The organism is Nonomuraea composti (assembly GCF_012034275.1).
GTDB lineage: Bacteria > Actinomycetota > Actinomycetes > Streptosporangiales > Streptosporangiaceae > Nonomuraea > Nonomuraea composti.
Map to the genome: position 1 here is coordinate 230285 of NZ_JAATEP010000008.1, position 24077 is coordinate 254361.

Here is a 24077-nt window from a genome sequence, read left to right on the forward strand (position 1 = left end):
GAATCGGTATCCGGGGCACATCACCGGCTAGAATAAAGTTCGGCTCACAGGCTCCGGCAGACAGGATCATGCATGTTCGACTCGCCCGCCGACGTGACGGAGCGGCTCGCCGCCGTGGACTACCTCTCCGACGACGCCATCTCCACCTCGGTGTTCCTGGCCGCCGCGCTGGGCAAGCCGCTGCTGGTCGAGGGGCCGGCCGGGGTCGGGAAGACGCAGCTCGCCAAGGCGGTGGCGCAGGCCACCGGGGCGGCGCTGATCAGGTTGCAGTGTTATGAGGGGCTGGACGAGGCCAGGGCCCTGTACGAGTGGAACTACAAGAAGCAGCTGCTCAGGATCCAGGCCACGAGTGCGGATGACGACATCTTCAGCGAGGAGTTCCTGCTGGAGCGGCCGTTGCTGAAGGCCATCAGGTCCGAGGGGCCGGCGGTGCTGCTGATCGACGAGACGGACAAGGCCGACGTCGAGGTGGAGGGGCTGCTGCTGGAGCTGCTGTCGGACTTCCAGGTGACCATTCCGGAGCTGGGCACGGTCGCCGCGACGCGACGGCCGTACGTGGTGCTGACCTCGAACGCGACCCGGGAGCTGTCGGAGGCGCTCAAGCGGCGCTGCCTCTACCTGCACATCGAGTACCCGACGCCGGAGCGGGAGCGGGACATCGTGCTGGCGCAGGTGCCGGGCATCCGGGCCGAGCTGGCGGAGCAGCTGGCCAGGACGGTGGCGACGTTGCGGGCGCTGGAGCTGAAGAAGGCGCCGTCGGTGGCCGAGACCGTGGACTGGGCGAACACGCTGCTGGCGCTGGGGCGGGCGGAGCTGGACGAGGCGACGGTGGCGGGGACGCTGGGCGTGGTGCTCAAGCACGCCTCCGACCACGAGCGGGCGGTCAAGGAGCTGGGGCTGCCCGATGCCTGAGCCGCGGGGGTCGCTGGTGGACCGGCATGTCGGGTTCGTGCACGCGTTGCGGGCGGCCGGGCTGCCGGTGTCGGTGGCCGAGGGCCTGGACGCGGCCAACGCGATGCGGGTGATCGAGCTGGCGGATCGGGAGTCGTTGCGGGCGGCGTACGCGGCGACGCTGGTGAAGAAGCCGGCGTACCGGCCGGGGTTCGACGTGCTGTTCGATCTGTGGTTTCCGGCGAGTACGACCGGCCTGGCCGGCGCCGTACGTTCCCGGAGCGGGATAGATCCGGAGACGGCGGACCTCAAGGAGCTGCGCGCCCACCTCGCCGGATTGTTGACGGACTCGACCGACCAGGAGATGCGCGAGTTCGCGCAGGCCATGGTGGAGCGGTTCGGGCGGCAGGAGGCGGCGGGGCCGGGGCGGCAGAGCTGGTTCTCCTACAGCGTGCTGCGGGCGCTGTCCCCCGAGACGCTGATGGCGGGCATCCTGCGCGAGGTGCTGCAGGGACGCGAGCGCGGCGGGCTGGCGGAGAAGACCGTGCGTCAGCAGGTCAACACCGGGATCAGGCGGTTCGAGGAGGCCGTGGCCACCGACGTGCGGCGGCGGATCGCCGAGGAGTCGGGCATCGAGCGCATCGCCCGCTCGGCCGTGCGCCCGCCGCTCGACCAGATCGACTTCCTGCGCATCACGAAGGCGGACCTGGCGCGGCTGCGCAGGGAGGTGTATCCGCTGGCCAGGCGGCTGGCGGCGCGCCTGACGATCAAGCACAGGAAGGGCCGGCGGGGCCGGCTCGACTTCCGCCGGACCATGCGGGCCTCGTTGCAGAGCGGCGGGGTGCCGCTGACCACCCACTTCAAGCCGCCCCGGCCGCACAAGCCGGAGCTGGTCGTGCTCTGCGACACCAGCGACTCGGTCTCGTCGTTCGCGCACTTCACGCTGCTGCTGACGTACGCGTTGCGCGAGCAGTTCACGAAGGTGCGGGCGTTCGGGTTCGTGGACACCGTGGACGAGATCACCAGGTTCTTCCTGCCGGGCTCCGACGTGGTCGAGGCCATGACGCGGCTGGCGAACGAGGCGGACATGGTGCGCTTCGGCCGCACCAACTACGGGCACAGCCTGGAGCGCTTCGCCGAGAGGTACGCCGGCGCGCTCGGCCCCAAGACGTCCCTGCTGATCCTGGGCGACGCCCGCTCCAACTACCAGCCGCCCGCCCTCGACGTGCTCAAGTCACTGGTGTCGAGGACCCGCTCCGCCCACTGGCTCAACCCCGAGCCGAGGCAGCAGTGGGACACGGGCGACTCGGTCGCGAGCGAGTACGGCACGGTCGTCCCCATGTACGAGTGCCGCAACGTCGCCCAGCTCACCGCGTTCATCGAAACGCTGGCGTGAGCGCCGTACAAGATCAGAGGCGCTGCAGCTCGCGGGCGGCGGTGCGGGCCAGCAGCTCGATCTGGGAGTCGTTGAGCACGCCGGGGTCGGCCGACCTGATCAGCCGGGCCGCCGTGCGCGGCCGCAGCAGCGTGAGACCTTCGGCGGACACGACGCCGTTCCTGGGCAGGACGCCGCAGTGGACGGCGATCATGGGGGTGATCGTGACGGGGACGCCGGTCTCGCGGGTGAGCAGCTCGGCGAACGCCTCGGCCTTGTCGACCAGCGCCTTGGCAGTCTTGCTGCCGTACTTCTCGCCGAAGAACAGCCGCCCCACGTAGCAGGCGATCTCGACGTCGGGCGCCCACGACTCGTTGTCGATGATCCAGACGCCGCCCGGGCCGATCACGAGGTGGTCGATGCTGGCCTGGTCGCGGATGGCCCGGCCGTCGAGCACCTGGTAGCCCCGGCGCCGCAGCGAGCGGCGCAGGAGGCGGCCGGTGATCAGCTCGCCGCGCCGGGCGCCCCGCCACACGGCGGTGCGGTAGAAGGAGTACCAGTCGAGAAACCAGTCTCCGCCGTACACGGCCGCGGCGGCCAGCACGCCGGTCAGCGCGGAGACGCCGGCGAGGTCGAACCTCAGGCCGAGCGCCACGCCGATGATGAACCCCACACCCGCCTTGACGTACCGGTACTTGCGCCGGTTCGGCGCGTCCTCGCGCCAGAACTTCTCGTACCACCACTGCGGGGACGACCCTGTGTACTTCTCGTTGGGCTGCACGTAGATCGAGCCACCGGGCACGGCAAACTCCCCGAATGAAGTAGATGTTGTACAGGATCTGCCACGCCGAAGATCCCTCGCCGGTCAAGGGATACCCGCTCCCCAACCAAGGCGAGCCTAAGGTGACGGAATTAGTACCCGCAAGACCATCAACCGACCAGTCGGTATGCTAAGGCGGTGACCAAGGGGGACCATGTGAAAGACGAACCGGTCAGGCAGCGGCTGCTCGCCGAGGCGACCCGGCTGTTCGCCGAGCGGGGCTTCGAGAGCACCTCCGTTCAGGAGATCGTCGTGGCGGCGGGCGTCACCAAGGGCGCCATGTACCACTATTTCGACTCCAAGGACGACCTGCTGCACGAGATCTACGCGCGGGTCCTGCGCATGCAGATGGACCGGCTGACGCAGATCGCCGACGGCCCCGGCACGATCGAGCAGCGCCTGCACCGGGCCGCGGCCGACGTCGTGGAGACGACGGCCGCCAACCTCGACGACTCGAAGATCTTCTTCAGGTCGATCCACCTGCTCGCGCCCGAGACGCAGAAGACCGTGCGGGCCGAGCGCCGCCGCTACCACGAGCGCTTCCGGGGGCTCGTGGCCGAGGGGCAGCGCACCGGCGTCTTCAGCGACCGCGTCCCGGCGGAGCTGGTCGTCGACTTCTTCTTCGGCTCGGTGCACCACCTGGGCAGCTGGTTCCACGCGGACGGGCCGCTGACCGGCGCCCAGGTGGGCAAGCACTTCGCCGACCTGCTGCTGACCTCACTCGACCCCGGGGCCGGGCACGTCCACGAGTGAGGCCAGCGCGGCGCGGTGGTCGCCGGGCGTGCCCAGCGCGATCTCCGTCGCCTTCGCGCGCTTGAGATAGAGATGGACGGGGTGCTCCCACGTCATCCCGATCCCGCCGTGCAGTTGCAGGGCCTCCTCGGCCGCGTGCACGGCCACGCCCGCGTTCCACGCCTGGGCCACGGCCACCGAGACCGACGAGGCGTCCGCCACCGCGTTCCTGGCCGCCGCCCTGGCGCGCACCACGTCCAGCCAGAGATCGGCCAGCCGGTGCTTGATCGCCTGGAAGGAGCCGACCGGCCGGGCGAACTGGTGGCGCTCCTTGACGTAGGCCAGCGTCGTCTCCAGGCACCACTCGGCGACGCCGAGCTGCTCGGAGGCCAGCAGCCCCGCCCCGAACCGCAGCACGGCGGCCACGTCGCACGCCCCCACGCGCCGCGCCGGCGTGCGCGCGAACGTCACCGTGGCGACCGGCCTGGTCAGGTCCAGGGACGGCACGACCTCGACCGCCGCGCCCTCGGCCGCGTAGAGGTCGCCGTCCACCGGCACCAGCAGCACATCGGCCATGTCCGCCCCGGCCACGCCGGTGACGGTCCCGGACAGCCGGCCCTCGCCGTCCACGGTCACGGACGAGCCGCGCCCCGGCACGTACGGGGAGGCGGCGAACGACACGGCCAGCGCCGCCGTCCTCCGCCCCTCGGCCAGCTCGCCCAGCAGCGCGTCCCTGGTCGGCAGCAGCGCCTGCGTGGCCAGCACCGCGCTGGTGAGGAACGGCACCGGCGCGACCGCCCGGCCCAGCTCCTCCAGCACCACGGCCGCCTCGGCCGGGCCCGCGCCGGCGCCGCCCAGCTCCTCGGGGATCAGCAGCCCGGCCACGCCGATCTCGCCGGCCAGGGTCTTCCACAGGTCCAGGTCGGTGGGCTCCGACTCGATGCGCTTGAGCACCGCGGCGGGCGGGCAGCGGTCGGCCAGCAGGCCCCGTACGGAGGACCTGAGCTCCTCCTCGACCTCGGAGTACAGCAACGTCATCGCGGCAGGTCCTTCCAGGGCACGTCCTTGTCGACACGGGGTTCGGAGGGCAGGCCGAGCACCCGCTCGGAGATGATGTTGCGCAGGATCTCGGAGGTGCCGCCCTCGATGGAGTTGCCCTTGGCCCGCAGGTAGCGGTAGCCGGGGCCGCGGCCGTAGAAGTCGACGTCCTCGGAGCGGCGGAAGGTCCAGTCGTCGTAGCCGAGGTCGCGGCGCAGCTCGACGTCGAGGCCGGTCAGTGCCTGGTTGAGCTTGGCGAACGACAGCTTCATGCCCGACCCCTCGGGGCCGGGCTGCCCGGCGGCCAGCTGCTCGCGCAGGCGCGCCCCCGACAGGCGGGTGACCTCGGCCTCCACCCACAGCGACAGCAGCCGCTGGTGCAGGTCGTGGCTGCGCAGCTCGGGGTGCTCGCGCCAGGCCGACAGGACGGTGGCCATGACGCCGCCGCCGCGCCGCGTGGGAGCGCCGCCGATGGCGACGCGCTCGTTCATCAGCGTGGTCTGCGCGACCCGCCAGCCGTCGCCGACCTCGCCGAGCCGCAGGTCGTCGGAGAGCCGCACGCCGGTCAGGAACACCTCGTTGAACTCGGCCTCACCGGTGATCTGCCGCAGCGGCCGCACCTCGACGCCCGGCGCCTGCATGTCGCACACGAAGTACGTCAGGCCGCGGTGCTTGGGCACGTCCGGGTCGGTGCGGGCGACGAGGATGGCCCAGCGGGAGTGGTGCGCGCCGGACGTCCACACCTTCTGGCCGTCCACCACCCACTCGTCGCCGTCCCTGACGGCCCGGGTCGCCAGCGTGGCCAGGTCGGACCCGGCGCCGGGCTCGCTGAAGAGCTGGCACCAGATCTCCTCGCCCGTCCACAGCGGCCGCAGGAACCGGCGCTTCTGCTCCTCGGTCCCGAACGCCAGGATCGTCGGCGCCGCCATGCCCAGGCCGATGCCCTGCTTGCCGCTGTTGAGCTGCGGCGTGTCGGCCAGCTCCCGCTCGACGACCTGCTGCAGCTCGCGGCCGACGCCCAGGCCGCCGAGCCCTTCGGGGAACCACACCCAGGCGAGCCCGGCGTCGAACCTGGCCCGCAGGAACTCCAGCCGGTTCCCATGGGGGTCGTGCTCGCCGAGGAACGCCGCCACGCGCTCCTTGATCTCAGCTTCGTTCACATCCACCTCTTGAGCTCGCGATAGGCCAATGACCGCTTGTGCACCTCGTCGGGGCCGTCGGCCAGGCGCAGGGAGCGGGCGCCGGCCCAGAGGCCGGCCAGGGGGAAGTCCTGGGAGACGCCGCCCGCGCCGTGGACCTGCACGGCCTTGTCGAGGATCCACTCCACGGTGACGGGAGTGGAGATCTTGATCGCCTGGATCTCGGTGTGGGCGCCCTGGTTGCCCACCGTGTCCATGAGCCAGGCCGTCTTGAGCACGAGCAGGCGAGCCTGCTCGATCCTGATGCGGGACTCGGCGATCCAGTCCTGGACGACGCCCTGCTGCGCCACGGGCTTGCCGAACGCGGTCCTGGCCAGGGCCCGCCTGCACATCATCTCGACCGCGCGCTCGGCCATGCCGATCAGGCGCATGCAGTGGTGGATGCGGCCGGGGCCGAGCCGGGCCTGGGCGATGGCGAAGCCGCCGCCCTCCTCGCCGATGAGGTTGCCCGCCGGGACGCGGACGTCCTCGAACACCACCTCGGCGTGGCCCCCGTGGTCGGCGTCGGTGTAGCCGAAGACCCGCATGCCGCGCTTGACGTGCACGCCGGGGGTGTCGCGGGGCACGAGGATCATGCTCTGCTGGCGGTGCTTCGGCGCGTCGGGGTTCGTCTTGCCCATGACGATGAAGATCTTGCAGTTGGGGTTCATGGCGCCGCTGATGAACCACTTGCGGCCGTTGATGACGTACTCGTCGCCGTCGCGGGTGATGGAGGTGGCGATGTTGGTGGCGTCGGAGGAGGCCACGTCGGGCTCGGTCATCGCGAACGCCGAGCGGATCTCGCCGTCGAGCAGCGGCCGCAGCCACTCCTTGCGCTGCCACTCGTTGCCGAACATGGCCAGCACTTCCATGTTGCCCGTGTCGGGGGCCGCGCAGTTGGTGGCGACGGGCGCGATGGACGGGCTCCGGCCCATGATCTCGGCGAGGGGCGCGTACTGGAGGTTCGTCAGGCCGGCGCCGTGCTCGCCGGGCAGGAACAGGTTCCACAGGCCGCGCTTCCTGGCCTCGTCCTTGAGGTCCTCCAGCAGGGGCGGCGGGCTCCAGCCGCTGGTGGCGGCCTGTTCCTCGAAGGCGGGCTCGGCCGGGTAGACGCATTCGTCCATGAAGTGGAGCAGGCGCTCGCGCAGGTCCTCGGTGACGTGGTCATAGGCGAAGTCCATGGGCGTGAGCCTACCGACCGGCCGGTATGAGTGTCGACAGGTGGTTCCCCGTAAAAAGGTGCAGGTGGCCATAAAAGTGGCACAAGGGGTCTCGTAGGGTTGCCGCCATGACCGCGAAGCTGCCTGCGCCGGTGGTGCTCGAGAACGACGTCGTCCGCCTCGAACCCCTCACCATGGACCACGTACCCGACCTGTTCGCCGCCGGCGGCGGCGACGACGAGCTGTGGCGCTGGCTGCCCATCGACACCCCGCGCACCGAGGAGGACCTGGGCAAGGTCGCCAGGAAGCTCATCGACGACGACGTGCACGTGCCGCACGCCGTGGTGCTCAAGGACGGCGGGCGCGCCGTCGGCTGGACCACCTACGCCGACGTGCCCGGCTTCGACCAGAGCATCGAGATCGGCTGGACCTGGTACGGCCGGGCCGTCTGGCGCACCGCCGTGAACACGAGCTGCAAGGTCCTGCTCATCGACCACGCCTTCACCCTCGGCTACAACCGCGTCCTGCTCAAGACCGACAACCTCAACCTCCGCTCGCAGAACGCGATCAAGCGCATCGGCGGCGTGCACGAGGGCACCCTGCGCCGGCACCGCAAGCGCTCGGACGGCACCTGGCGCGACACCGTCTGTTTCGGCATCCTCGAAGAGGAGTGGCCGCCGCACCGCGACCGGTTGGCGGCCCGCCTGAACCAGTTCTGACCCGTACAAGCACAGCCCGCCTGAACCTTTCCCAGAAGGGCGGCGTCTCATCCCGCATGACCGACAGGCTGGGGGGCTACTGGCTCGGCGCCCGGCTCGACGGCGGCGGGCAGGTCGTCGTGCGCGAGGCGTACGACGAGTCGGGCACCCGCCACGCGCTGGGCGTGCCGTGCGTGCCCGACGCCGAGGCGCGGGCCAGGCTCGCGGCGGCGGCCGAGGCGGCCGGGCAGGTGCGCTCGCTGTCGGTGGCCAGGCTGACCACCGCCTGCCTCGACACCGACCCGCCCTACCTGGTCAGCGAGTACATCGAGGGCCCCACCCTGCGCCAGGTGGTGTGCCGGCACGGCCCGTACGCGGGTGACGACCTCTACCGGCTGGCCGCCGCCACGGCCACCGCGCTGGCGGCCGTACACGAGGCGGGCGCCACGCACGGGGCGCTCACGCCGGACAAGGTCGTCCTCGGCGCCGAGGGGCCCCGCCTGGTCGGGCTCGGCCTGTCGGGCGACGGCGGCGGCCCGGCCGCGGACGTGCACGCCTGGGGCCGCCTGCTGGTCTTCGCCGCCTACGGGCCCGACGAACGATTACCCGGCGTGCGCGACGACGGCGGCGAGCGCTTCGACCGCCCGTTACGCGGCCTCGTCGCCGCCGCGCTGCACCGCGACCCCGACCGGCGCCCGAGCGCCCGCCAGCTCCTCATGTCCCTGCTCGACGCGCCCCAGTCGCAGCAGGGCCGCCTGTTACCGCCCGAGCCCGTGGACGACCCGCCGCTCGGCGCCCGCGCCGAGGCCGTCCACGCGCGGCTCAGCCCCGCCGAGCAGGCCCTGGTGCCGGACGTGTTCCTGCGCCTGGTCGGCGTGGACGCCGAGGGCGCCGACACCGTCGTGAGCGCCGGCCTGGACGAGCTGGTCGCCGGGCGGGCCGGCGACGAGACGGCCGCGATCGAGCGGGTGCTGGCCGCGTACCGGGAGGCCGGGCTGATCGAGGAGCCGCCGCGGATCGCGCACGCCGCGCTGCTGCGGGCCTGGCCCCGGCTGCGGGAGTGGCTGGACAGCGAGCGCGCCGGGCTGGCCGTGCACCGGGAGCTGGCGCGGGCGGCGCGGCAGTGGGAGGCGGGCGGGCGGCGGGAGGCGCAGCTCCTCCAGGGGGAGCCGCTGGACCGGGCGCTGGCGTGGGCGGCCGGCGGGCGGCGGCGGCTGACGTTGAGCGCGGGCGAGCAGACCTTCCTGGACGAGGCCCTGGCGCACGCGCGGCGGCGGGCACGGGAACGGGCGCGGAAGCGGCGCACGGCCGTGGCGGGGCTGCTGTCGGTGGCCCTGGTGGCGGTGCTGCTCGCGCTCTGGCAGCGCGGCGCGGCCGACGGGCGGCTGGCCGAGACGATGTCCAGGGTGGCCGCCTCGCGGGCCGAGTCGCTGCGGGTGGCCGACCCGGTGACCGCGTGGCGGCTGGCGCTGGCCGCGTGGCGGCTGGCGCCCACGCCCGAGGCCAGGCGGGCGCTGACCGCGTACGACCCGGCGGTGGCGGTGTTCGCCGACCCGCACGCGGGGCCGCGCGCGCTGCACGCCATCACCGCCGACGGCGCCACACTCGCCGCACTCGACGAAGGCACGCTGCGGCTGTACGACCTGGCCACCGGCCGCACGCTGGCCACGGCACCCGGCCCCGCGCAGAGCGTCCGGGCGATGGCGTGGGCCCCCGACAACCGCACGCTGGCGCTGGTCGGGGTGGACCGCTCCTACCTGTACGACCTGCGCACCGGCGTCATGGGCCGCCCCTTCGGCAGGGGGCTGGGCGCGCCCGGCGAGCAGTCCGCCTGGTTCAGCCCCGGAGGCCGGCTGCTGTTCGCGGCGGCCAGGCAGTCGGGCGAGCGGTGGGCGTGGGACCTGCGGGCACGGCGGGCCGCCTACGTCGGCGAGTACGCGGTGATCGGCCCCGGCGACCGGCTGGCGTTGGTGTTCGACGGGAAACGCTCGCAGCTGCGGCACGGCGGCCGCGCGACGCCCGCGCCGTGGCTGGAGCGGATGCCGTGGGAGTACACCACGTTCGCCCCCGACGGCGTGCGCGTGGCCATCGCCGAGGAGACCGGCATCCAGATCTACGGCCTGGACGGGGTGCCCACCCACAACAGCCGCTACCGCCCCTCCCCCGGGCGGCTGCGCTTCAGCTGGGACGGGCGGCTGCTGATCAGCACCGACAGCGACCGCGTCCGGGTCTGGCGGCTCGACCACGGCACTCAAATCGCCGACCGGCGGGTGCCCGCCTCCGCCGACCGGCCCGCCGAGGCCGCCATCTCGGCGGACGGGCGGTGGCTGCGCGTGCTGGCCGGGCGCGGCACCGTCCTGACCATCGACCTGGCGGCGCCCGCCGCTCCCGCACGGCCCGACGCGTGGGTGTGCGAGCGGTACGGGCCGCTCTCGCCCGCGGAGTGGCGGGGGCACCTGCCGGAGGTGCCCTACCGGGAAACCTGCTGAAGGCGGGGCCGGCCCTGGACGCGCCGCTCCTTCAGCGGCCGGGCTCCTGAGCGGTCACTCCTCCGCCGACTTCATCAGCTTCGCGTAGGCGAACTGCAGCCAGTCCGAGACCGCCACCGCCGTCATCGTCGCGCCCACCAGCCGGGTCACCCGGGGAGCCAGCACGAGCCCGGCCGCGTACGCGGTGGCCACCCACTGGGCCAGGCAGAACGGGCAGGCCAGCAGCTCGCCGATGGCGCCGCGCGGCTTCTCCTGCACCTCGGACGGGCCGCCCTGCCCCTCGTACCGGGTGAACGGGGCCCGCAGCGGGCTGGTCACCGGGTCCTTGGCCAGGCGGCGCGACACCTTGTGCGTGCAGGCCGCCATCAGCGCCAGGTCCATCAGGCCGATCTGCTCGGGCGCCTTGCGGCCCGCCAGCATCGCCACGGCCGCGGCCACGCCGACCGTTCCGCCGTACGCGACGAGCAGCCCGACGTAGCCGCCCAGCGGCCGGTCGTGCCCGTTCTCGTAGGCTTGTTCCGTCTTCTGCAGGATGTCGGTCATAGCTTCCCGCGCTACCCGCAACCCCTGGCTCCCAACGTCTACTTGACGATCGTTTGGGTAGCCCGACCACATGAGTAGCCACGGTCACGCGGTCACCGACGCCATCCTCGACACGCTGAAGCGGGCCAGCTCGGGGCTGAAGGACGCCGGGGTGAAGTTCGCGCTGGCCGGAGGGTGCGCCGCGTACGCGCGTGGCGCCGCCCCTTCGCTGCACGACGTGGACTTCGTCCTGACCGAGCACGATGTGCCCGCCGCCTTGGAAGCGCTGCGCGGGCTCGGCTTCCAGACGGCCAAACCGCCCGAGGACTGGCTGGTCAAGGCGTACGACGACGGCCGGTTGGTGGACCTGATCTTCCGGGTGTCCGACCTGGCGATCACCGACGCGTTGCTCGACCGGGCCGAGCCGTTGAAGGCGTCGGCGGTGATCGTGCCCGTGCTGGAGGCCACCGACCTGGTCATCTCGTGGCTGCTGCCGCTGTCGGAGCACGCCTGCGACTACGGCGCGCTGCTGGCGCAGGTGCGCGCGCTGCGCGAGCAGGTGGACTGGCCGCGGGTGGCCGCGGTGACGGCGGAGTCGCCGTACGCGACCACGTTCATCACCCTGCTGGAGCGGCTGGGCGTGCTGGACGGGCCGGTCGTGCCGTCGGGTGACCCCAAGTGGCCCTGAGCCGCCGTCGGGCGACCTCCAGCGGCCCCCGGACGTGATCAGCCGCGCCGGCTGGCGGCCGTGACCCGCTTGAGGATGCGGTCCCACTCCGTGCCGAACGGGTTGTCCTGCACCAGGTAGGTCCACGTCGCCGTGGGCCGCTTCAGGTCGGGCTCCGGCGCCTCGAACGCCTCCAGCGAGCGCTTCTCCACCTCGGCCAGCAGCGCTTTGTACTCCGCCACCGCCTCGCGGTGGAACTCGTCGATCGGGCTCATGCGGCCCAGCGCCCGCAGGTGGATGCCCTCGCGCAGGTCAGTCAGGAACGCCAGGTGCTCGGTCCAGCAGCGGTCGATGGCGTACAGCACGATCTGGCGGGCCGTCTCATCCCTGGTGTCCTCGGGCATGGCCGCCCAGCGCTCGGGGTCGGCCTCGGCCAGCGCCTTCGCGGCGGCGTCGCCGTGCAGCACCTTGTCGCGCCACTCCAGGATGAGCTCGCGCTGGTGCTCCAGCAGCCGGGTATAACGCCACGTGTTGCGGTGGATCTCCAGGTTCACGCCTTCCGCGACGCGCTGGGCGTGACCCACGAGGTACGCGCCGCGCCGGTGGCGGACGACCCCGTCGGCGTCGGCGGCGGGCGGGCGCTCGTCGGGGACGAACTGGGTGATCAGCTCGTCCTTCATGCTGACGAAGAAGACCGAGCCGCCGGGGTCGCCCTGGCGGCCCGCGCGGCCGCGGAGCTGGTCGTCGAGGCGGCTGCTGGCGTGCCGGCCCGAGCCGATCACGTAGAGGCCGCCGAGCTCGGCCACGCCCTCCCCGAGCCGGATGTCGGTGCCGCGACCGGCCATCTGGGTGGAGACGGTGATGGCGCCGCGCTCGCCCGCCCTGGCGATGATCGCGGCCTCTTCCGCGTCGTTCTTGGCGTTGAGGACGACCGGCTCCAGGCCGCGCCGCTGCAGCAGCTTGGCGAGGTTTTCAGACTCGGCCACGTCGAGGGTGCCGATGAGGATCGGCCGGCCCGTCTCGTGGACGGTCTGGATCTCCTCCACCAGCGCCGCGTCCTTGTCGGGCACGGTCGGGTAGATGCGGTCGGGCTCGTCCACGCGCACGCACGGCCGGTTCGACGGGATGACCGCGACCTTGAGGCCGTAGAACTCGCCCAGCTGCTCGCTGACGGCCACCGCCGTGCCCGTCATGCCGCAGATCTGCGGGTAGCGGCGGATCAGGCCCTGTACGGTGATCGAGTCGAGGATCTCGCCCTTCTCGCTCGGCGCCAGCGCCTCCTTGGCCTCCACGGCCGCCTGGAGGCCGTTGGGCCAGCGCTGCAGCAGCGCCACCCGGCCGCGCGAGGGGTTGATGAGCTGCACCTTGCCGTCGCGCACGATGTAGTCGACGTCGCGGGTCAGCAGGGCGTGGGCGTGCAGGGCGAGGTTCAGCTCGATGAGCGTGCCCGGCTCGTGCTCGTCGTAGAGGTCGACGCCGAGCAGGTTCTCGACGGTGTCGGCGCCCTTGGGCGTGAGGTAGACGTTGCGGGCCTGCTCGTCGATCTCGTAGTGGTAGCCGCGGACGAGCTGGCGCACCAGCGCCGCCATCTCCGGCACCGCGTTGCCCGGGTCGGCCGCCCCGGCCATGACCAGCGGCACGCGGGCCTCGTCGACGAGCACGGAGTCGGCCTCGTCGATCAGCGCCACCTCGGGCGCGGGCACGATGATCTCGCTCGCGTCGGTGCGCAGCCGGTCGCGCAGCACGTCGAAGCCGATCTCGCTGACCGGCCCGTACGTGACGTCCTTCGCGTACGCCTCGCGCCGCTCCTCCGGCGTGGAGTTCTGGTCGATCCAGCCGACGCCGACGCCCAGCGCCTCGTAGAACGGGCCCATCCACTCGGCGTCGCGCTTGGCCAGGTAGTCGTTGACCGAGATGACGTGCACGCGCTTGCCCTGCAACGCGTAGCCGGCCGCCGCCATGGCCCCCGACAGGGTCTTGCCCTCGCCGGTGGCCATCTCGGCGACCTTGCCGTCGAGCAGGGCGAGCGTGCCCAGGAGCTGCACGTCGTACGGCCGCAGCCCCAAGGTGCGGTCGGCGGCCTCGCGCGCGACGGCACAGAACTCGGCCAGATCGCTCATGTCGGGCCTGGGCAGCTCGTCGAGCTCGCGGAGCTCGCGCAGGCGCTCCGCCCGGCCCTCGGCCGCCTTGACGATCTTCTGATAGGGCGTCAGAGGGACGCCTCCAGGACGATCCAGGAGGTTCCTCAGTATTCCCTTAAACGAGGCCACAGTTCCTCCAACGCACGCTTCGCCGACACCGTTCCCTTCATTCGTCGGGGCCCGTCGCTTGGCCTTGGGGCCGGGGAGCGGAGCGACGATCCGGCAAGCGTCGCCGTACCGGACCTTAACTCATCCGGCGCCCAGGACCGTCACATCACGCCGTTTCCGCCCGTGCGGCGAGCACCGTGACGGCGGCCAGCAGCAGCACGCAGCCCGACCAGGCCACCGGCGTGAGCCGCTCCCCGAACAGCAACACGCCGAGCAGCGCCGCGCCCACCGCCTCGCCGAGCGAGATGATCGACACGGTGGTGGCCCGCAGGGCGGTCAGCGCGCGGAAGAACAGCCCGTACGCGAGCGCCGTCGGCACCGCGCCCAGGTAGCCGAGCAGCGCCACGGACGCCCAGCTCACCTCGGGCACCACCCCTTCCGCCAGCGCGAACGGCGCCAGGCACACCGCGCCGACCACGAACCCGCCGACCGCCGCCGCGCGCGGGTCGTCGTCCCTGCCGTGCCGCGACAGCAGCGTGACCCCCGCGTAGCCGGCGGCCGAGAGCAGGGCGAAGGCGACGCCGGGGAACGAGCCCGCCCGCAGCGCGGCCTCGCCCGTGAGCAGGAGCAGCCCGGCCAGCGCGGCGGCCAGGGCGCCGAGCGCGGTCCGGCCCAGGCGCTCGCGCAGCAGGAAGCGGCTGCCCAGCGCGGTGAAGACCGGGGTGGCGCCCATCGTGACGACGGTGGCCAGGGCGACGCCCGCGTGGGCGATCGCGGCGAAGTACGCGGTCTGGTAGACGGCCATGCCGGCGCCGACGAGCAGCGTGCGGCCGTTCCACGTGAAGGGGGTGCCCCGGGTGAGCAGGAGCAGGAAGGCGGCGCCGAGCAGGTAGCGCCACAGGGAGACGCCGACGGGGCCGAGGCCGCCGGTGTCGAAGAGGAGGGAGCCGGCGGCGCCGCCGGTGCCCCAGGCGGTCGCGGCGACGGACACGTAAAGGGCGCCCCGCCGGGCGGAGACGTGGGTCATGACAGGGTTCTCCGGGTGGAGTGGTCGGAATGGGCCCGGTGTGCGGGCAGCGACCACCCCCGGATCGGTCAGACCCGGAAATTTCAGGACATGCCGCCCGCTAGTGGACGGCGGGCGGGGAGCAAATCAGACGTCTCGGCACGGCACACAGCTTACGGGCTCGCGCGTACGCCCCCAAGCGGATTACATGACGCTTCGAGCGGGTCAGGGCTTGCGGGCGACCCCGCCCAGCAGCAGCTCCTCCCAGGACGCGAGCGGGCCGGGCAGGCGCTCGTCGGGATGCCACTCGGGGAGGTGCACCACGCCCGGCTCCACCAGCTCAAGGCCGTCGAAGAAGCGCTCGATGGCCGCCCGGTCGCGGAAGTAGCCGGTGCCCATCGTGGCCTGCAACATCACCTCCAGCGCCTTGGCCTTGGGGTTGTCGGAGGCCAGGAAGTTGGAGACGGCCAGGTAGCTGCCGCGCGGCAGCGCGTCCGCGTAGGCCCGGACCAGCGCGTGCGGGTTCTCCCTTTCGGAGAACAGGTGCAGCAGCCCGACGGCGATGACCGCCGTCGGCTGCGACAGGTCCAGGAGGCGCAGCACGGCGGGGTGCCCGAGCACGCCCGCCACGTCGCGGGCGTCGGCGGTGATCGCGTCGGCGTACGGGTTGCCGTGGAGTATCGCGCGGGCGTGCGGCTCGACCATGGGGTCGATGTCCACGTACACGACCCTGGACCTGGGGTCGGCGAACTGGGCGACCTCGTGCGTGTTCTCCACGGTGGGCAGGCCGGCGCCGAGGTCGATGATCTGCCTGATGCCGGCCTCGCGGACCAGGAAGTCGACGACCCGCCCGATGAAGGCGCGGTTGCACCAGACGAGGTCCACCACCTCGGGCACCGCGGCCTTCAGCTTGCGTGCCACCGAGCGGTCGGCGGCGAAGTTCTCCATGCCGCCCAGCAGCGCGTCGTGCACCCGTGCCACGCTCGGCCGCTCCGGGTCAACGCCGGGAGGCACCCACTCCACGCTCATCCGACCTCCTCGCGCGGATCGTATCCGCAGCCGGGCCCCGGCGCCCTGGCTGGCGGCCGGTTGTCAGGAGAGTCAGGTCATCCTGTCGGGCTGCCCGCCGGCGCCGCCGCGTGCGCGGGCTGCCGCTTCGACAGCAGCCGCTTGAGCCGGGGCGCCAGGGGCCGCTCCACGAACCGGTGCACGAGGTACGCCGCCGCCAGCATGACCGCGATCATCGCGACGAGCAGCACGTACTTGTTGACCAGGCCCTCCAGCCGGGCGAACAGGATGAAGCCGACGTGCGCGTGCAGGAGGTACAGCGGGTACGTGAGCGCGCCCGCCGTGACCAGCCACGCCCGGGCCAGCCGGCTCGTCACCCGCAGCGCCACGAACGTCATGATCAGGAAGATCGCCACGACGACGGCGGTGATGACGGTGGGCGAGTAGGTCACGTGGTAGCGCGTCCCGACCGCCTCGGCGTAGCCGATCGCCCGGTAGACCGCGTTCCCCAGGCAGATCGGCACCAGCAGCGCGATCTGCCAGTCCATCCCGAACCGGTACAGCATGAACAGCGCCATCCCGGCGATGAAGTAGTGGGAGAACTCCGACTGCACGACCAGGTCCGCGATGCCCGGCAGCACGCCCAGCTCGACCAGGAACGTCAGCGCCAGCCAGCCCCACAGGCCCGCCATGATCCGGCCCCGCGTCATCCCGATCCAGGCGGCGACCAGCATGAGCAGGTAGAACCGCATCTCGGCCCACAGAGTCCAGTAGACGACGTCCACGTTCTCGATGTTCGGGACGGCCTGGAACATCGTCAGGTTGGCCAGCACCTGCGGCAGCGACACGTGGAACAGGCCCTGCCCCAGCGTCACCGTGACCAGCGCGGTGACCGCGATGCCGACCCAGTAGGCCGGATAGAGTCGCACCACCCGGGAGACCACGAACTGCCGGGGTGTCCTCCCCCAGGCGCTCATCAGCACGACGAAACCGCTGATCAGGAAGAACAGGTCGACGCCGAGATAGCCGTACTTGGCCCACGCGGACTCGGCCACGAACGTCACCGTCGTCTTGCCCCCGGCCCAGCCGGAGAACACGTAGTGGAACAGCACGACGCACAGAGCCGCCAGCAGCCGCAGCCCGTCGATCTCGTAGAGGCGTTCTGGCCTGGTTCGCATGGCCGTCTCCTTCCGGTGTGCAGATGGTGGCGGCATCAGCTTGAGGGTTGGTAAAGGATCGCCAAAGGCATTCTTACGGGTTTACACGAAAAGCGACGGGTAGTTGATGGCTTGCCCGACAAGACGGAAGAAGAGAGGAAGAGAGCCCAATGGAGCTCTGGGACTATCGACCTGACGTCTACGACCGTGGGCAGGCTCTGGACCTGGTGGGATACCACGTCCAGGCGACCGACGGGAAGATCGGGTCCGTCGACGAGGCGACGTACGAGGTCGGCGAGAGCTACATCATCGTCGACACCGGCCCCTGGATCTTCGGTAAGAAGGTCCTGCTCCCGGCCCGGGTGATCACGAACATCGATCCCCAGGAACGCAACGTGTTCGTGTCGCGTACCAAGGCCGAGATCAAGGACGCGCCCGAGTTCGACGAGGGCAAGTTCAAGGAGCCCGAGTACCGGTCGCGGCTGGGGGACTACTACGGCCGCTTCCCCGGGTGACTTGATGCTGTGAGCGAAGGGCCGCGCCGTCCCGGCGCGGCCCTTCGTCATAGTCGGTCATGTCCTTTCATGTACCTGACAGAGGGTGGCAGGTACGGCTGACAGGCTGATGGGCATGACGACGAAAGCAAGCCTCCTGGCCTTCACCATCGACTGCGACGACCCCAAGGCGCTGGCCGCCTTCTACCACGAGGTGACCGGCATGGAGGTCACCTACGCCGAGGACGAGTACGCCGCCATCACCGACGGCACCGTCAACATCTACTTCGGCCGCGTCCCCGACCGTGAGCCGGTCGAGTGGCCGAGCCCGGACAAGCAGTTCCACCTCGACCTCCAGGTGCCGGACGTGGAGGCGGCGGCGGCCGAGTACGTCGCGCTGGGCGCCACCCGGCCCGAGTTCCAGCCCGGCGTCACGGAGGAGGGCACGCGGTGGATCGTGCTGCGGGATCCGCAGGGGCACCTGTTCTGCGTCTGCCGCAAGTCGTGACGCGTCTGGGGTCACCTCCGGTGGCGCGCCGGCCTGGGAGCAGCCGGCGCCTGCCCGCCACCGTCGCCCCAAGGATGCGCCACATGTTCGTGCAGGTCGGAGGCAACTTATCCCGATTTTTCAGCCTGAAGGATGATTGTGCAGCTTCTGCTGCCTCTTAAGCTGGAGCAATGCTCCTGAAAGGATCCCTGTTCCTGCGCGGGCCGCGATGACCTGGGTCGGCATGCTGATCGCCCTCGCCGGAGCGCTGGGATACGCGCTCGGCGCGGCGATGCAGCAGTACGAGGTCGTGGCCGAGGGCGCCTCGCTCAGCCTGGTCAAACGCCCTCGATGGTGGGTCGGCGGCATCATCTCCTTCAGCGGTGCCTGCCTGCACGCCGTCGCGCTGAGCTTCGCCCCGCTGGTCGCCGTGCAGCCCATCAGCGTGGCCACGCTGGTGTTCGCGGTGCCGCTGGCCGCGTTCATGTACGGGCGCCGGCCGTACCGCGCCGAGATCCTCGGCTCGGTCGCCGTGGCCGTGGGCCTGCTGTGGCTCATGCTGCTGGTGCCCGCGCACAACGTGACGCCGGTGCTGGGCGACGGCGCGGCGCTCGCGTTCATCGCCGTGATCGCGGCGATCGCGCTGGTCACCCAGCTCGTCGCGAGCCGCGTGCACGGCCCGGCCAAGGCCATGCTGCTGTCGGTGGGCGCGGGGGCCGTGACGGCGAGCGTGTCCACGTTCGTACGGGTGATCGGCGGCGGGATGCAGGGCGACTGGGGGCGGCTGATCCACTGGTTCAGCCTCGCCGTGCCCGTGCTGCTGATCTGCGCCGTGGTGCTGCTCCAGCGCTCGTACGCCGTGGGCTACTTCGGCATCGCCTACGCCGGCGTGCAGGTCATCGACCCCATCACCTCCGTGCTGGCCGGGGCGATCCTGCTCGGCGAGCCGCTGCCGACCTCCCCTTCGACGGCCGTGCCCGCCGTGCTGGCCGCCGCCCTGACCATCGGCGGGACGATCACGCTCGGCCGGCTGGCCCCCGATCACCAGGCCAAGCCCGTGCCCGCGCCGCCGGTGCCCGTGGAGAGCCCGGCGCCCCGGGCCGCCGCGCAGACGCCGGCCACCGTACAGGCGCCGGTCAAAGTGCAGGCACCGGCCAAAGTGCAGGCGCCGGCCACCGTGCAGACGTCGGTCACCGTGCGGCCTCAGCCGGTGGACGCCAGCCCAGCACCTCGTCCATCGACCGCAACATCAGATCTGGGCTGAGCCGGGCCGCGGCCGACACCCCGAAGTCGCGCAGCCCCACGGCCAGCGGGTGGCGCAGCTTGCTCATGCGGCACAACGTCCACGACCGCTGGACGATCTTCGCGGTCCGCTCCCCGCGCGCGGCGCTGTAGGCGGCCAGCCCGCCGTCGGACGCGGCCGCGCTCGCGTGGTGGGCGAGCACCACCCCGTCCTCGATCGCCTGGCAGGCGCCCTGCCCGAGGTTCGGCGTCATCGCGTGCGCCGCGTCGCCGACCAGCGCGACCCGGCCCCGGTGGAAGGCGGGCAGCGGCTCGGCGTTGCGGTAGACGTCGTTGCGGATGATCCGGGCCGGATCGGCGGCCCGCAGCAGGGCCGGGATCGGGTCGTGCCAGCCGCCGAACCTGCGCAGCAGCTCCTCGCGCTCGTCGGCGTGCACGGTGCCGGCGGGCAGCACGTCGGTGGCGTAGACGTAGACGATGTCGCCGGCCAGCGGGTGGATGCCGAACACCAGGCCCCTGCCCCAGCTCTCGGAGCGTGGCACGTCGAGCCCGCCGCGCGGGACGAGGCCGCGCCAGGCCGTCACCCCTGAGTAGACCGGCCCGGGATGGGCGGGGAAGAGCGCGGCGCGGGTGGCCGAGTGGATGCCGTCGGCGCCCACGACGAGCTCGGCCTCCACGTCCCCCTCCGAGGTCCGGACGAGGCCCTTTTCCGCGTCCACGTCCGAGACGGTCGTCCCCAGGCGGACGTGGTCGCGGCCGAGCGCGTCGGCGAGGACGTCCATCAGCGTGGCCCGCAGCATGATCACCACGGAGTCGCCGTACTTGGCGTCGGCGGCGGCCTCCGTGGTGTGCGTCAGCCAGCGGCCGTCGGCCCGGCGCAGCCCGAGCCGGCCCTCGGCGGTGGCCAGGCTCCTGACGCGGTCGCCCACGCCGAGGACGTCGAGCGCCTTGAGCGCGTTCGCGGCGATCGCCAGCCCCGACCCGACCGGCTCGATCGCGGGGGCGCGCTCCAGCACGATCACCTCCCACCCCTTGCGCCGCAGCGCCGCCCCGGCGGCCAGCCCGCCGATGCCGCCGCCGATCACCACAGCTCTGGCCATGACAGCCTCCTCAACTACGTCTGTAGTGCCACTCTACTACGCCTGTAGTCGGGTCTCACTACCGCTGTAGTATCGGATGCCGTGAAACGCTCCGACCTCGTCGCCGACACGGCCATCACCCTGCTCGCCGAGCGCGGCATGCGCGGCCTCACCCACCGGGCCGTGGACGAGGCCGCCGGCCTGCCGCCCGGCTCCACCTCCAACCTCGCCCGCACCCGCGCGGCCCTGCTGGAGCTGACGCTGTCCCGCCTCACCGAGCTGGAGCAGCGGGCCCTGGCCGGCGCGTACACCGCCGAGGCGGCCGACCTGGCCCGCCTGCCGGAGCTGATGGCGCAGGCGCTGCACATCCAGCTCACGGACCGGCGCCGCACCCTGGCCCGCTACGAGCTGGCCCTGGAGGCCACCCGGCGCCCGGAGCTGCGGCGCATCTACGACGAGGCGGGCCGCCGCTTCCGCGACCCGGCCGTCGCCATGCTCGCCGCCATCGGCTCGCCCGACCCGGTGGCGCACGCCCGCAACCTGGTGGCGTTCGGGGAGGGGCTGATGTTCGACGCGATCGCGGGGGCGGGCAGCGTCCCCACGCGGGAGGAGCTGCGGGACGCCCTCCGCGACCTGCTGGCGGGCATGCTGCGCAGTGGCTGACCTCAAGGGCGAGCCGCGCCGCGCCGCCGCTCAGCGGACGCGGGGCAGGACCTCGCGCTGGTAGAAGTCGAAGAACGCGTCCTGCTCCGGCCCGATCTGGTTGACGTACACCTCGTCGAACCCGGCCTCCACGTACTGCCGGATCGCCTGGGCGTGCACCTCGGGGTCGGGCCCGACCGGGCTGCCGGCGACGGCCTCGTCCTCGCCGACCATCTCGGCGAGCTGCTCGAAGTGCCGGGGCAGCGGCAGGAGCTGGGCGGCCTCGCCCTTGATGCCCTGGGTGGGCCACAGGCGGTGCACGGTCTTGCGCGCCGCCTTCTCGTTCTCGGCGTAGCACGCCTTGAGGCCGCCGAGCGCGGGCTTGCCGGTGCCGCCCGCCGCGCGGAAGGCGCGTACGGCGTCGGCGTCCGGCGCGACGGAGACGTAGCCGTCGCCGAGCCGCCCGGCCAGCGCCGTGGACTTCTCGCCGAGCCCCGACACCAGGATGGGGGCGGGCTCGTCGGGCAGCGTGTAGAGGCGCGCGGTGTCCACCTGGTAGTGGCGGCCCCGGTGGGTGACCAGCTTGCCGGTGAACAGCTCCCGCATCAGCTCGATGGCCTCCTCCAGCATCTCCAGCCGCTCGCTGAGCGGCGGCCAGCGGGAGTCGACGACGTGCTCGTTGAGCGCCTCGCCGGTGCCGACGCCGAGCCGGAAGCGGCCGCCGGTGAGCGCGGCGGTGGTGGCGGTGGCGTGCGCGATCACGACGGGATGCGTGCGGACGAGGGGGCAGGTCACGGCGGTGGTGATGGGCAGGGACGTGGCCTCGGCGATCGCCCCGATCACGGACCAGACGAACGGGGCCTGCCCCTGCTCGTCCAGCCAGGGGTGGAAGTGGTCGGAGATCCACAGGGCCTCGAAGCCGGCGCGTTCGGCGGCCTTGGCCTGGCGGACGAGCTCCTTGGGGCCGTGCTCCTCACAGGACAGGAAATAACCGAAGGTCGTCATGGTTTTCCTCCTGCCCGGCTGCGATATGTTATGCGGCGCTTCTCCGGGGCAGATGCCAGCCCATGGCTACTTTGCTCTGGATCATCGCGGTAATTCTCGTCATCTCCGGGATCTATGTGATCCTGGCCCGGCGCGATCTGCTCTGGGGGATCGTGCTCATCGTCCTCGGTTTCCTGGTCGGGCCGGGCGGGGTCAGCATCTTCAATGTGTAGGGGGCATTCGACCCGTTCGACGCCCCTGTCCTTACCCGCTGGGCCGATCCCCGTGAACGGTCCAGCGGTCTCTATATCGTTTTGCTGAAATATCGCTAGTGACGCTCCTCGTCATTCCCAAGTGCCGGGGATGACGAGCGTGTGAGTAGATTTCCGCCGTTCAGCCGCTACGAGTCGGGCGCTGCGTCGGCGAGGGTCAGGGACCAGCTCGTACGGCTGCGCCTGCACATGCGTGAGGAGGCCATCCTCGACGAGGCCGTGGCCCGCCTCGCCACGGAGCTGAACATCCTTCCGGGCGAGGCGGCCGAGCAGCTGTCGAGGATGGCCCAGCACAGCGGCCTGGAGCTGGTCGAGGTGGCCAGGGGCATCGAGCGCTCCCCTGAAGGGCCCAGGCCGCGGCCCGAGGTGCCCGACTGGGTGAGCGGCATGCTGGAGGCGGTGCACGCCTCGGCCCTCTATCTCACCCCGGTCAAGGACGCGACGGGCCGCGTCGTGGACTTCCTCATTCTCGCCGCCAACCGGCACGCCAGGACGGTGGCCGGGCGTACCGCCGCGGAGCTGACGGGGCGCCGGCTCATGGAGGCCAGCCCCGGCGTGGCGGGCTCCGGGCTGCTGGACGACTACATCGCCGTCTTCGAGAGCGGCGAGCCGATCCACCGGGAGTCGGTGGAGTTCGTGGAGGCGGTGGACTCCCTGCTGTGGCCCGCGACGCTGGCCGTGCGGGCCTCGCGCGTGGACGGCGGGCTGCTGGTGAGCTGGCGCCCCCTGGACGACGAGGAGCTGCTCGTCTCCGGCTGGGAACGCGCCCAACGGCTGGCCGAGCTGGGCTGGGGCGAGTGGAACCTGGCCACGCAGCGCACGCTGTGGACGCCCCAGATGTATGAGATGTTCGGCCGCGACCGCTCCGACGGCCCGATGCCCCTGGAGGACCTGCCGGCCGTGGTCGTGCCGGAGGACCTGCCGATCGTCGAGGACCTGGTCCGCTCCCTGCTGGAGCACAGGGAGGCGGTCGAGACGGAGTTCAGGATCCAGCACCGGCACGGGGTGCGGCACCTGAGCGTGTTCAGCGAGCCGATCCTCGACGCCGACGGCGTGCCGGTCAAGGTGCGCTGCCTGGCCCAGGACGTGACGAAGAACCGGCGCAAGGAGCGGGCCCTGGCCGTGGCGCACGAGCAGGCGCAGCGGCAGCGCCGCCGGGCCGAGGAGGAGCACCGGATCACGGTGCAGCTGCAGAACACGATCCTGCCGATCCGCCGCGGCCTCATCCACCTGCCGGGCCTGACCGTCGGCGTGCGTTACCTGCCGGGCGAGGAGCTGATCCGGCTCGGCGGCGACTGGTTCAAGGCCCGCCTCATCCCCGACGGCAGGGTGCTGCTCGCCATCGGCGACGCGATGGGGCACGGGCTGACCGCGACCAGCATCATGCTGCAGATGCGTTCGGGGCTGGCCGGCCTCGCCTACACGCAGGCGCCCGCCGACCGGCTCGCCACCTGGCTGAACGACCTGATCGTGCACTCCAACGAGGGCGTCACCGTGACCGGCACGGCCATCATCGGCCACTTCGACCCGCACGACTGCACCTTCCGGTGGACGAACGCCGGCCATCTGGCGCCGCTCCTCATCAGGGACGGCCGGCCCCAGCCGATCGACGGCGCGCAGGGGATGATGCTCGGCGCGTTCGACGTGACCGAGTACCGGATGACGACCACCGCGCTCCAGTCGGGCGACGTCCTGCTGCTCTACACCGACGGGGTGGTGGAGCGGCGCGGGCAGGACCTGGAGGCGGGCATGGACGCCCTGCTCCAGGCCGCGCGCTCCTGCGACGCCGACGATCCGGAAGAGCTGATCGACTGCGTGCTGGATCGGCTGGGGGGCGACTCGCTGGAGGACGACGTGTGTCTCCTCGCCGTACGAGTCCTCTAGGCG

Annotated in this window: 23 protein-coding genes; 12 read left to right on the plus strand and 11 right to left on the minus strand. The window is 72.0% G+C overall.

The genetic code is table 11. From position 1 onward, the window contains the following. Positions 1–72: 72 nt before the first annotated feature. Positions 73–912, plus strand: coding sequence for an AAA family ATPase (locus HCN51_RS14280; protein ID WP_168010122.1), 840 nt, complete (start codon positions 73–75; stop codon positions 910–912). Next, positions 905–2287: a vWA domain-containing protein gene (locus HCN51_RS14285; protein ID WP_168010123.1), complete on the plus strand. Its 1383-nt coding sequence runs from the start codon at positions 905–907 to the stop codon at positions 2285–2287. The genes HCN51_RS14280 and HCN51_RS14285 overlap by 8 nt, the downstream gene beginning before the upstream one ends. 13 nt (positions 2288–2300) lie before the next feature. Here HCN51_RS14285 and HCN51_RS62255 read toward each other — a convergent pair whose 3' ends face one another. Next, entirely contained in the window at positions 2301–3068 is a 768-nt protein-coding gene (locus tag HCN51_RS62255) for an NERD domain-containing protein (protein WP_168010124.1), read from the minus strand. Between the two features lie 174 nt (positions 3069–3242). Between HCN51_RS62255 and HCN51_RS14295 the strand changes: the two genes are divergently transcribed. Then, positions 3243–3839 (plus strand): TetR/AcrR family transcriptional regulator, encoded by a 597-nt coding sequence (locus HCN51_RS14295; protein WP_230465841.1) that lies wholly within the window; start codon positions 3243–3245, stop codon positions 3837–3839. On the opposite strand, the gene HCN51_RS14300 is transcribed toward HCN51_RS14295, so the two are convergent. Genes HCN51_RS14300 through HCN51_RS14310 form a run of 3 tightly spaced genes read right to left on the minus strand, consistent with a single transcriptional unit; the run spans position 3804 to position 7215 of the window. After that, a complete protein-coding gene (locus tag HCN51_RS14300) occupies positions 3804–4856 on the minus strand; it encodes an acyl-CoA dehydrogenase family protein (protein ID WP_168010125.1) in 1053 nt (350 codons plus the stop codon). The genes HCN51_RS14295 and HCN51_RS14300 overlap by 36 nt on opposite strands. After that, positions 4853–6016 carry an acyl-CoA dehydrogenase family protein gene (locus HCN51_RS14305; protein WP_346433639.1) on the minus strand — a complete coding sequence of 388 codons (1164 nt, stop codon included), beginning with the start codon at positions 6014–6016 and terminating at the stop codon, positions 4853–4855. Before HCN51_RS14305 ends, HCN51_RS14300 begins: the two co-directional genes overlap by 4 nt. Beyond that, the gene (locus HCN51_RS14310; protein WP_168010127.1) at positions 6013–7215 is read right to left on the minus strand and encodes an acyl-CoA dehydrogenase family protein; all 1203 of its coding nucleotides are present in this window, start codon (positions 7213–7215) and stop codon (positions 6013–6015) included. The genes HCN51_RS14305 and HCN51_RS14310 overlap by 4 nt, the downstream gene beginning before the upstream one ends. A gap of 107 nt (positions 7216–7322) precedes the next feature. Here HCN51_RS14310 and HCN51_RS14315 point away from each other — a divergent pair, with 107 nt between their 5' ends. Both HCN51_RS14315 and HCN51_RS14320 read left to right on the plus strand, forming a co-directional pair. Further along, positions 7323–7913 carry a GNAT family N-acetyltransferase gene (locus HCN51_RS14315; RefSeq protein ID WP_168010128.1) on the plus strand — a complete coding sequence of 197 codons (591 nt, stop codon included), beginning with the start codon at positions 7323–7325 and terminating at the stop codon, positions 7911–7913. 56 nt (positions 7914–7969) lie between these two features. Then, entirely contained in the window at positions 7970–10381 is a 2412-nt protein-coding gene (locus tag HCN51_RS14320; protein WP_168010129.1) for an nSTAND1 domain-containing NTPase, read from the plus strand. 54 nt (positions 10382–10435) lie between these two features. On the opposite strand, the gene HCN51_RS14325 is transcribed toward HCN51_RS14320, so the two are convergent. Next, positions 10436–10924 carry a DUF1360 domain-containing protein gene (locus HCN51_RS14325; protein WP_168010130.1) on the minus strand — a complete coding sequence of 163 codons (489 nt, stop codon included), beginning with the start codon at positions 10922–10924 and terminating at the stop codon, positions 10436–10438. Positions 10925–10994: 70 nt separating this feature from the next. On the opposite strand from HCN51_RS14325, the gene HCN51_RS14330 reads away from it, so the two are divergent. Then, positions 10995–11591 carry a nucleotidyltransferase gene (locus HCN51_RS14330; RefSeq protein ID WP_080045667.1) on the plus strand — a complete coding sequence of 199 codons (597 nt, stop codon included), beginning with the start codon at positions 10995–10997 and terminating at the stop codon, positions 11589–11591. 38 nt (positions 11592–11629) lie between these two features. Here HCN51_RS14330 and secA2 read toward each other — a convergent pair whose 3' ends face one another. The 4 genes from secA2 to HCN51_RS14350 form a co-directional block, all read right to left on the minus strand. Continuing rightward, on the minus strand, positions 11630–13840 hold the full coding sequence (gene secA2 / locus HCN51_RS14335; protein WP_168010131.1) for an accessory Sec system translocase SecA2: 2211 nt from the start codon (positions 13838–13840) through the stop codon (positions 11630–11632). Positions 13841–13985: 145 nt separating this feature from the next. Beyond that, on the minus strand, positions 13986–14846 hold the full coding sequence (locus tag HCN51_RS14340; RefSeq protein ID WP_168010132.1) for a DMT family transporter: 861 nt from the start codon (positions 14844–14846) through the stop codon (positions 13986–13988). A gap of 204 nt (positions 14847–15050) precedes the next feature. Continuing rightward, a complete protein-coding gene (locus HCN51_RS14345) occupies positions 15051–15854 on the minus strand; it encodes an SAM-dependent methyltransferase (RefSeq protein WP_168010133.1) in 804 nt (267 codons plus the stop codon). Between the two features lie 77 nt (positions 15855–15931). Further along, the gene (locus HCN51_RS14350) at positions 15932–17011 is read right to left on the minus strand and encodes an acyltransferase family protein (protein ID WP_168010134.1); all 1080 of its coding nucleotides are present in this window, start codon (positions 17009–17011) and stop codon (positions 15932–15934) included. Between the two features lie 149 nt (positions 17012–17160). On the opposite strand from HCN51_RS14350, the gene HCN51_RS14355 reads away from it, so the two are divergent. From HCN51_RS14355 to HCN51_RS14365, 3 genes are all read left to right on the plus strand, one after another. Beyond that, complete coding sequence (locus HCN51_RS14355; RefSeq protein WP_080045662.1) at positions 17161–17505, plus strand: PRC-barrel domain-containing protein; 345 nt, start codon at positions 17161–17163, stop codon at positions 17503–17505. 115 nt (positions 17506–17620) lie between these two features. Continuing rightward, entirely contained in the window at positions 17621–17992 is a 372-nt protein-coding gene (locus HCN51_RS14360; RefSeq protein WP_168010135.1) for a VOC family protein, read from the plus strand. Between the two features lie 208 nt (positions 17993–18200). Further along, complete coding sequence (locus HCN51_RS14365) at positions 18201–19235, plus strand: DMT family transporter (protein WP_240972799.1); 1035 nt, start codon at positions 18201–18203, stop codon at positions 19233–19235. On the opposite strand, the gene HCN51_RS14370 is transcribed toward HCN51_RS14365, so the two are convergent. Further along, a complete protein-coding gene (locus tag HCN51_RS14370) occupies positions 19162–20313 on the minus strand; it encodes an FAD-dependent monooxygenase (RefSeq protein ID WP_168010136.1) in 1152 nt (383 codons plus the stop codon). The genes HCN51_RS14365 and HCN51_RS14370 overlap by 74 nt on opposite strands. 81 nt (positions 20314–20394) lie before the next feature. On the opposite strand from HCN51_RS14370, the gene HCN51_RS14375 reads away from it, so the two are divergent. Next, the gene (locus HCN51_RS14375; protein ID WP_346433640.1) at positions 20395–20955 is read left to right on the plus strand and encodes a TetR/AcrR family transcriptional regulator; all 561 of its coding nucleotides are present in this window, start codon (positions 20395–20397) and stop codon (positions 20953–20955) included. Positions 20956–20985: 30 nt separating this feature from the next. Here the strand turns inward: HCN51_RS14375 and HCN51_RS14380 are convergent, their stop codons facing one another. Next, positions 20986–21939: a TIGR03557 family F420-dependent LLM class oxidoreductase gene (locus HCN51_RS14380; RefSeq protein ID WP_168010137.1), complete on the minus strand. Its 954-nt coding sequence runs from the start codon at positions 21937–21939 to the stop codon at positions 20986–20988. Positions 21940–22001: 62 nt separating this feature from the next. Here HCN51_RS14380 and HCN51_RS14385 point away from each other — a divergent pair, with 62 nt between their 5' ends. Both HCN51_RS14385 and HCN51_RS59390 read left to right on the plus strand, forming a co-directional pair. After that, on the plus strand, positions 22002–22151 hold the full coding sequence (locus tag HCN51_RS14385; RefSeq protein ID WP_165959640.1) for a GPGG-motif small membrane protein: 150 nt from the start codon (positions 22002–22004) through the stop codon (positions 22149–22151). Positions 22152–22292: 141 nt separating this feature from the next. After that, positions 22293–24074: a SpoIIE family protein phosphatase gene (locus HCN51_RS59390; protein ID WP_168010138.1), complete on the plus strand. Its 1782-nt coding sequence runs from the start codon at positions 22293–22295 to the stop codon at positions 24072–24074. Positions 24075–24077 lie beyond the last annotated feature (3 nt).

What these genes read in the sequence shown, in the direction of transcription:
- HCN51_RS14380 (WP_168010137.1), bottom strand. Translation starts at nt 21,939, where the DNA reads ATGACGACCTTCGGTTATTTCCTGTCCTGTGAGGAGCACGGCCCCAAG.
- HCN51_RS14330 (WP_080045667.1), top strand. Translation starts at nt 10,995, where the DNA reads ATGAGTAGCCACGGTCACGCGGTCACCGACGCCATCCTCGACACGCTG.
- HCN51_RS14320 (WP_168010129.1), top strand. Translation starts at nt 7,970, where the DNA reads ATGACCGACAGGCTGGGGGGCTACTGGCTCGGCGCCCGGCTCGACGGC.
- HCN51_RS14350 (WP_168010134.1), bottom strand. Translation starts at nt 17,011, where the DNA reads ATGCGAACCAGGCCAGAACGCCTCTACGAGATCGACGGGCTGCGGCTG.
- HCN51_RS14365 (WP_240972799.1), top strand. Translation starts at nt 18,201, where the DNA reads ATGACCTGGGTCGGCATGCTGATCGCCCTCGCCGGAGCGCTGGGATAC.
- HCN51_RS14310 (WP_168010127.1), bottom strand. Translation starts at nt 7,215, where the DNA reads ATGGACTTCGCCTATGACCACGTCACCGAGGACCTGCGCGAGCGCCTG.
- HCN51_RS14370 (WP_168010136.1), bottom strand. Translation starts at nt 20,313, where the DNA reads ATGGCCAGAGCTGTGGTGATCGGCGGCGGCATCGGCGGGCTGGCCGCC.
- HCN51_RS14325 (WP_168010130.1), bottom strand. Translation starts at nt 10,924, where the DNA reads ATGACCGACATCCTGCAGAAGACGGAACAAGCCTACGAGAACGGGCAC.
- HCN51_RS14360 (WP_168010135.1), top strand. Translation starts at nt 17,621, where the DNA reads ATGACGACGAAAGCAAGCCTCCTGGCCTTCACCATCGACTGCGACGAC.
- HCN51_RS14345 (WP_168010133.1), bottom strand. Translation starts at nt 15,854, where the DNA reads ATGAGCGTGGAGTGGGTGCCTCCCGGCGTTGACCCGGAGCGGCCGAGC.
- HCN51_RS14340 (WP_168010132.1), bottom strand. Translation starts at nt 14,846, where the DNA reads ATGACCCACGTCTCCGCCCGGCGGGGCGCCCTTTACGTGTCCGTCGCC.
- HCN51_RS14385 (WP_165959640.1), top strand. Translation starts at nt 22,002, where the DNA reads ATGGCTACTTTGCTCTGGATCATCGCGGTAATTCTCGTCATCTCCGGG.
- HCN51_RS14315 (WP_168010128.1), top strand. Translation starts at nt 7,323, where the DNA reads ATGACCGCGAAGCTGCCTGCGCCGGTGGTGCTCGAGAACGACGTCGTC.
- HCN51_RS14300 (WP_168010125.1), bottom strand. Translation starts at nt 4,856, where the DNA reads ATGACGTTGCTGTACTCCGAGGTCGAGGAGGAGCTCAGGTCCTCCGTA.
- HCN51_RS14280 (WP_168010122.1), top strand. Translation starts at nt 73, where the DNA reads ATGTTCGACTCGCCCGCCGACGTGACGGAGCGGCTCGCCGCCGTGGAC.
- HCN51_RS14285 (WP_168010123.1), top strand. Translation starts at nt 905, where the DNA reads ATGCCTGAGCCGCGGGGGTCGCTGGTGGACCGGCATGTCGGGTTCGTG.
- HCN51_RS14355 (WP_080045662.1), top strand. Translation starts at nt 17,161, where the DNA reads ATGGAGCTCTGGGACTATCGACCTGACGTCTACGACCGTGGGCAGGCT.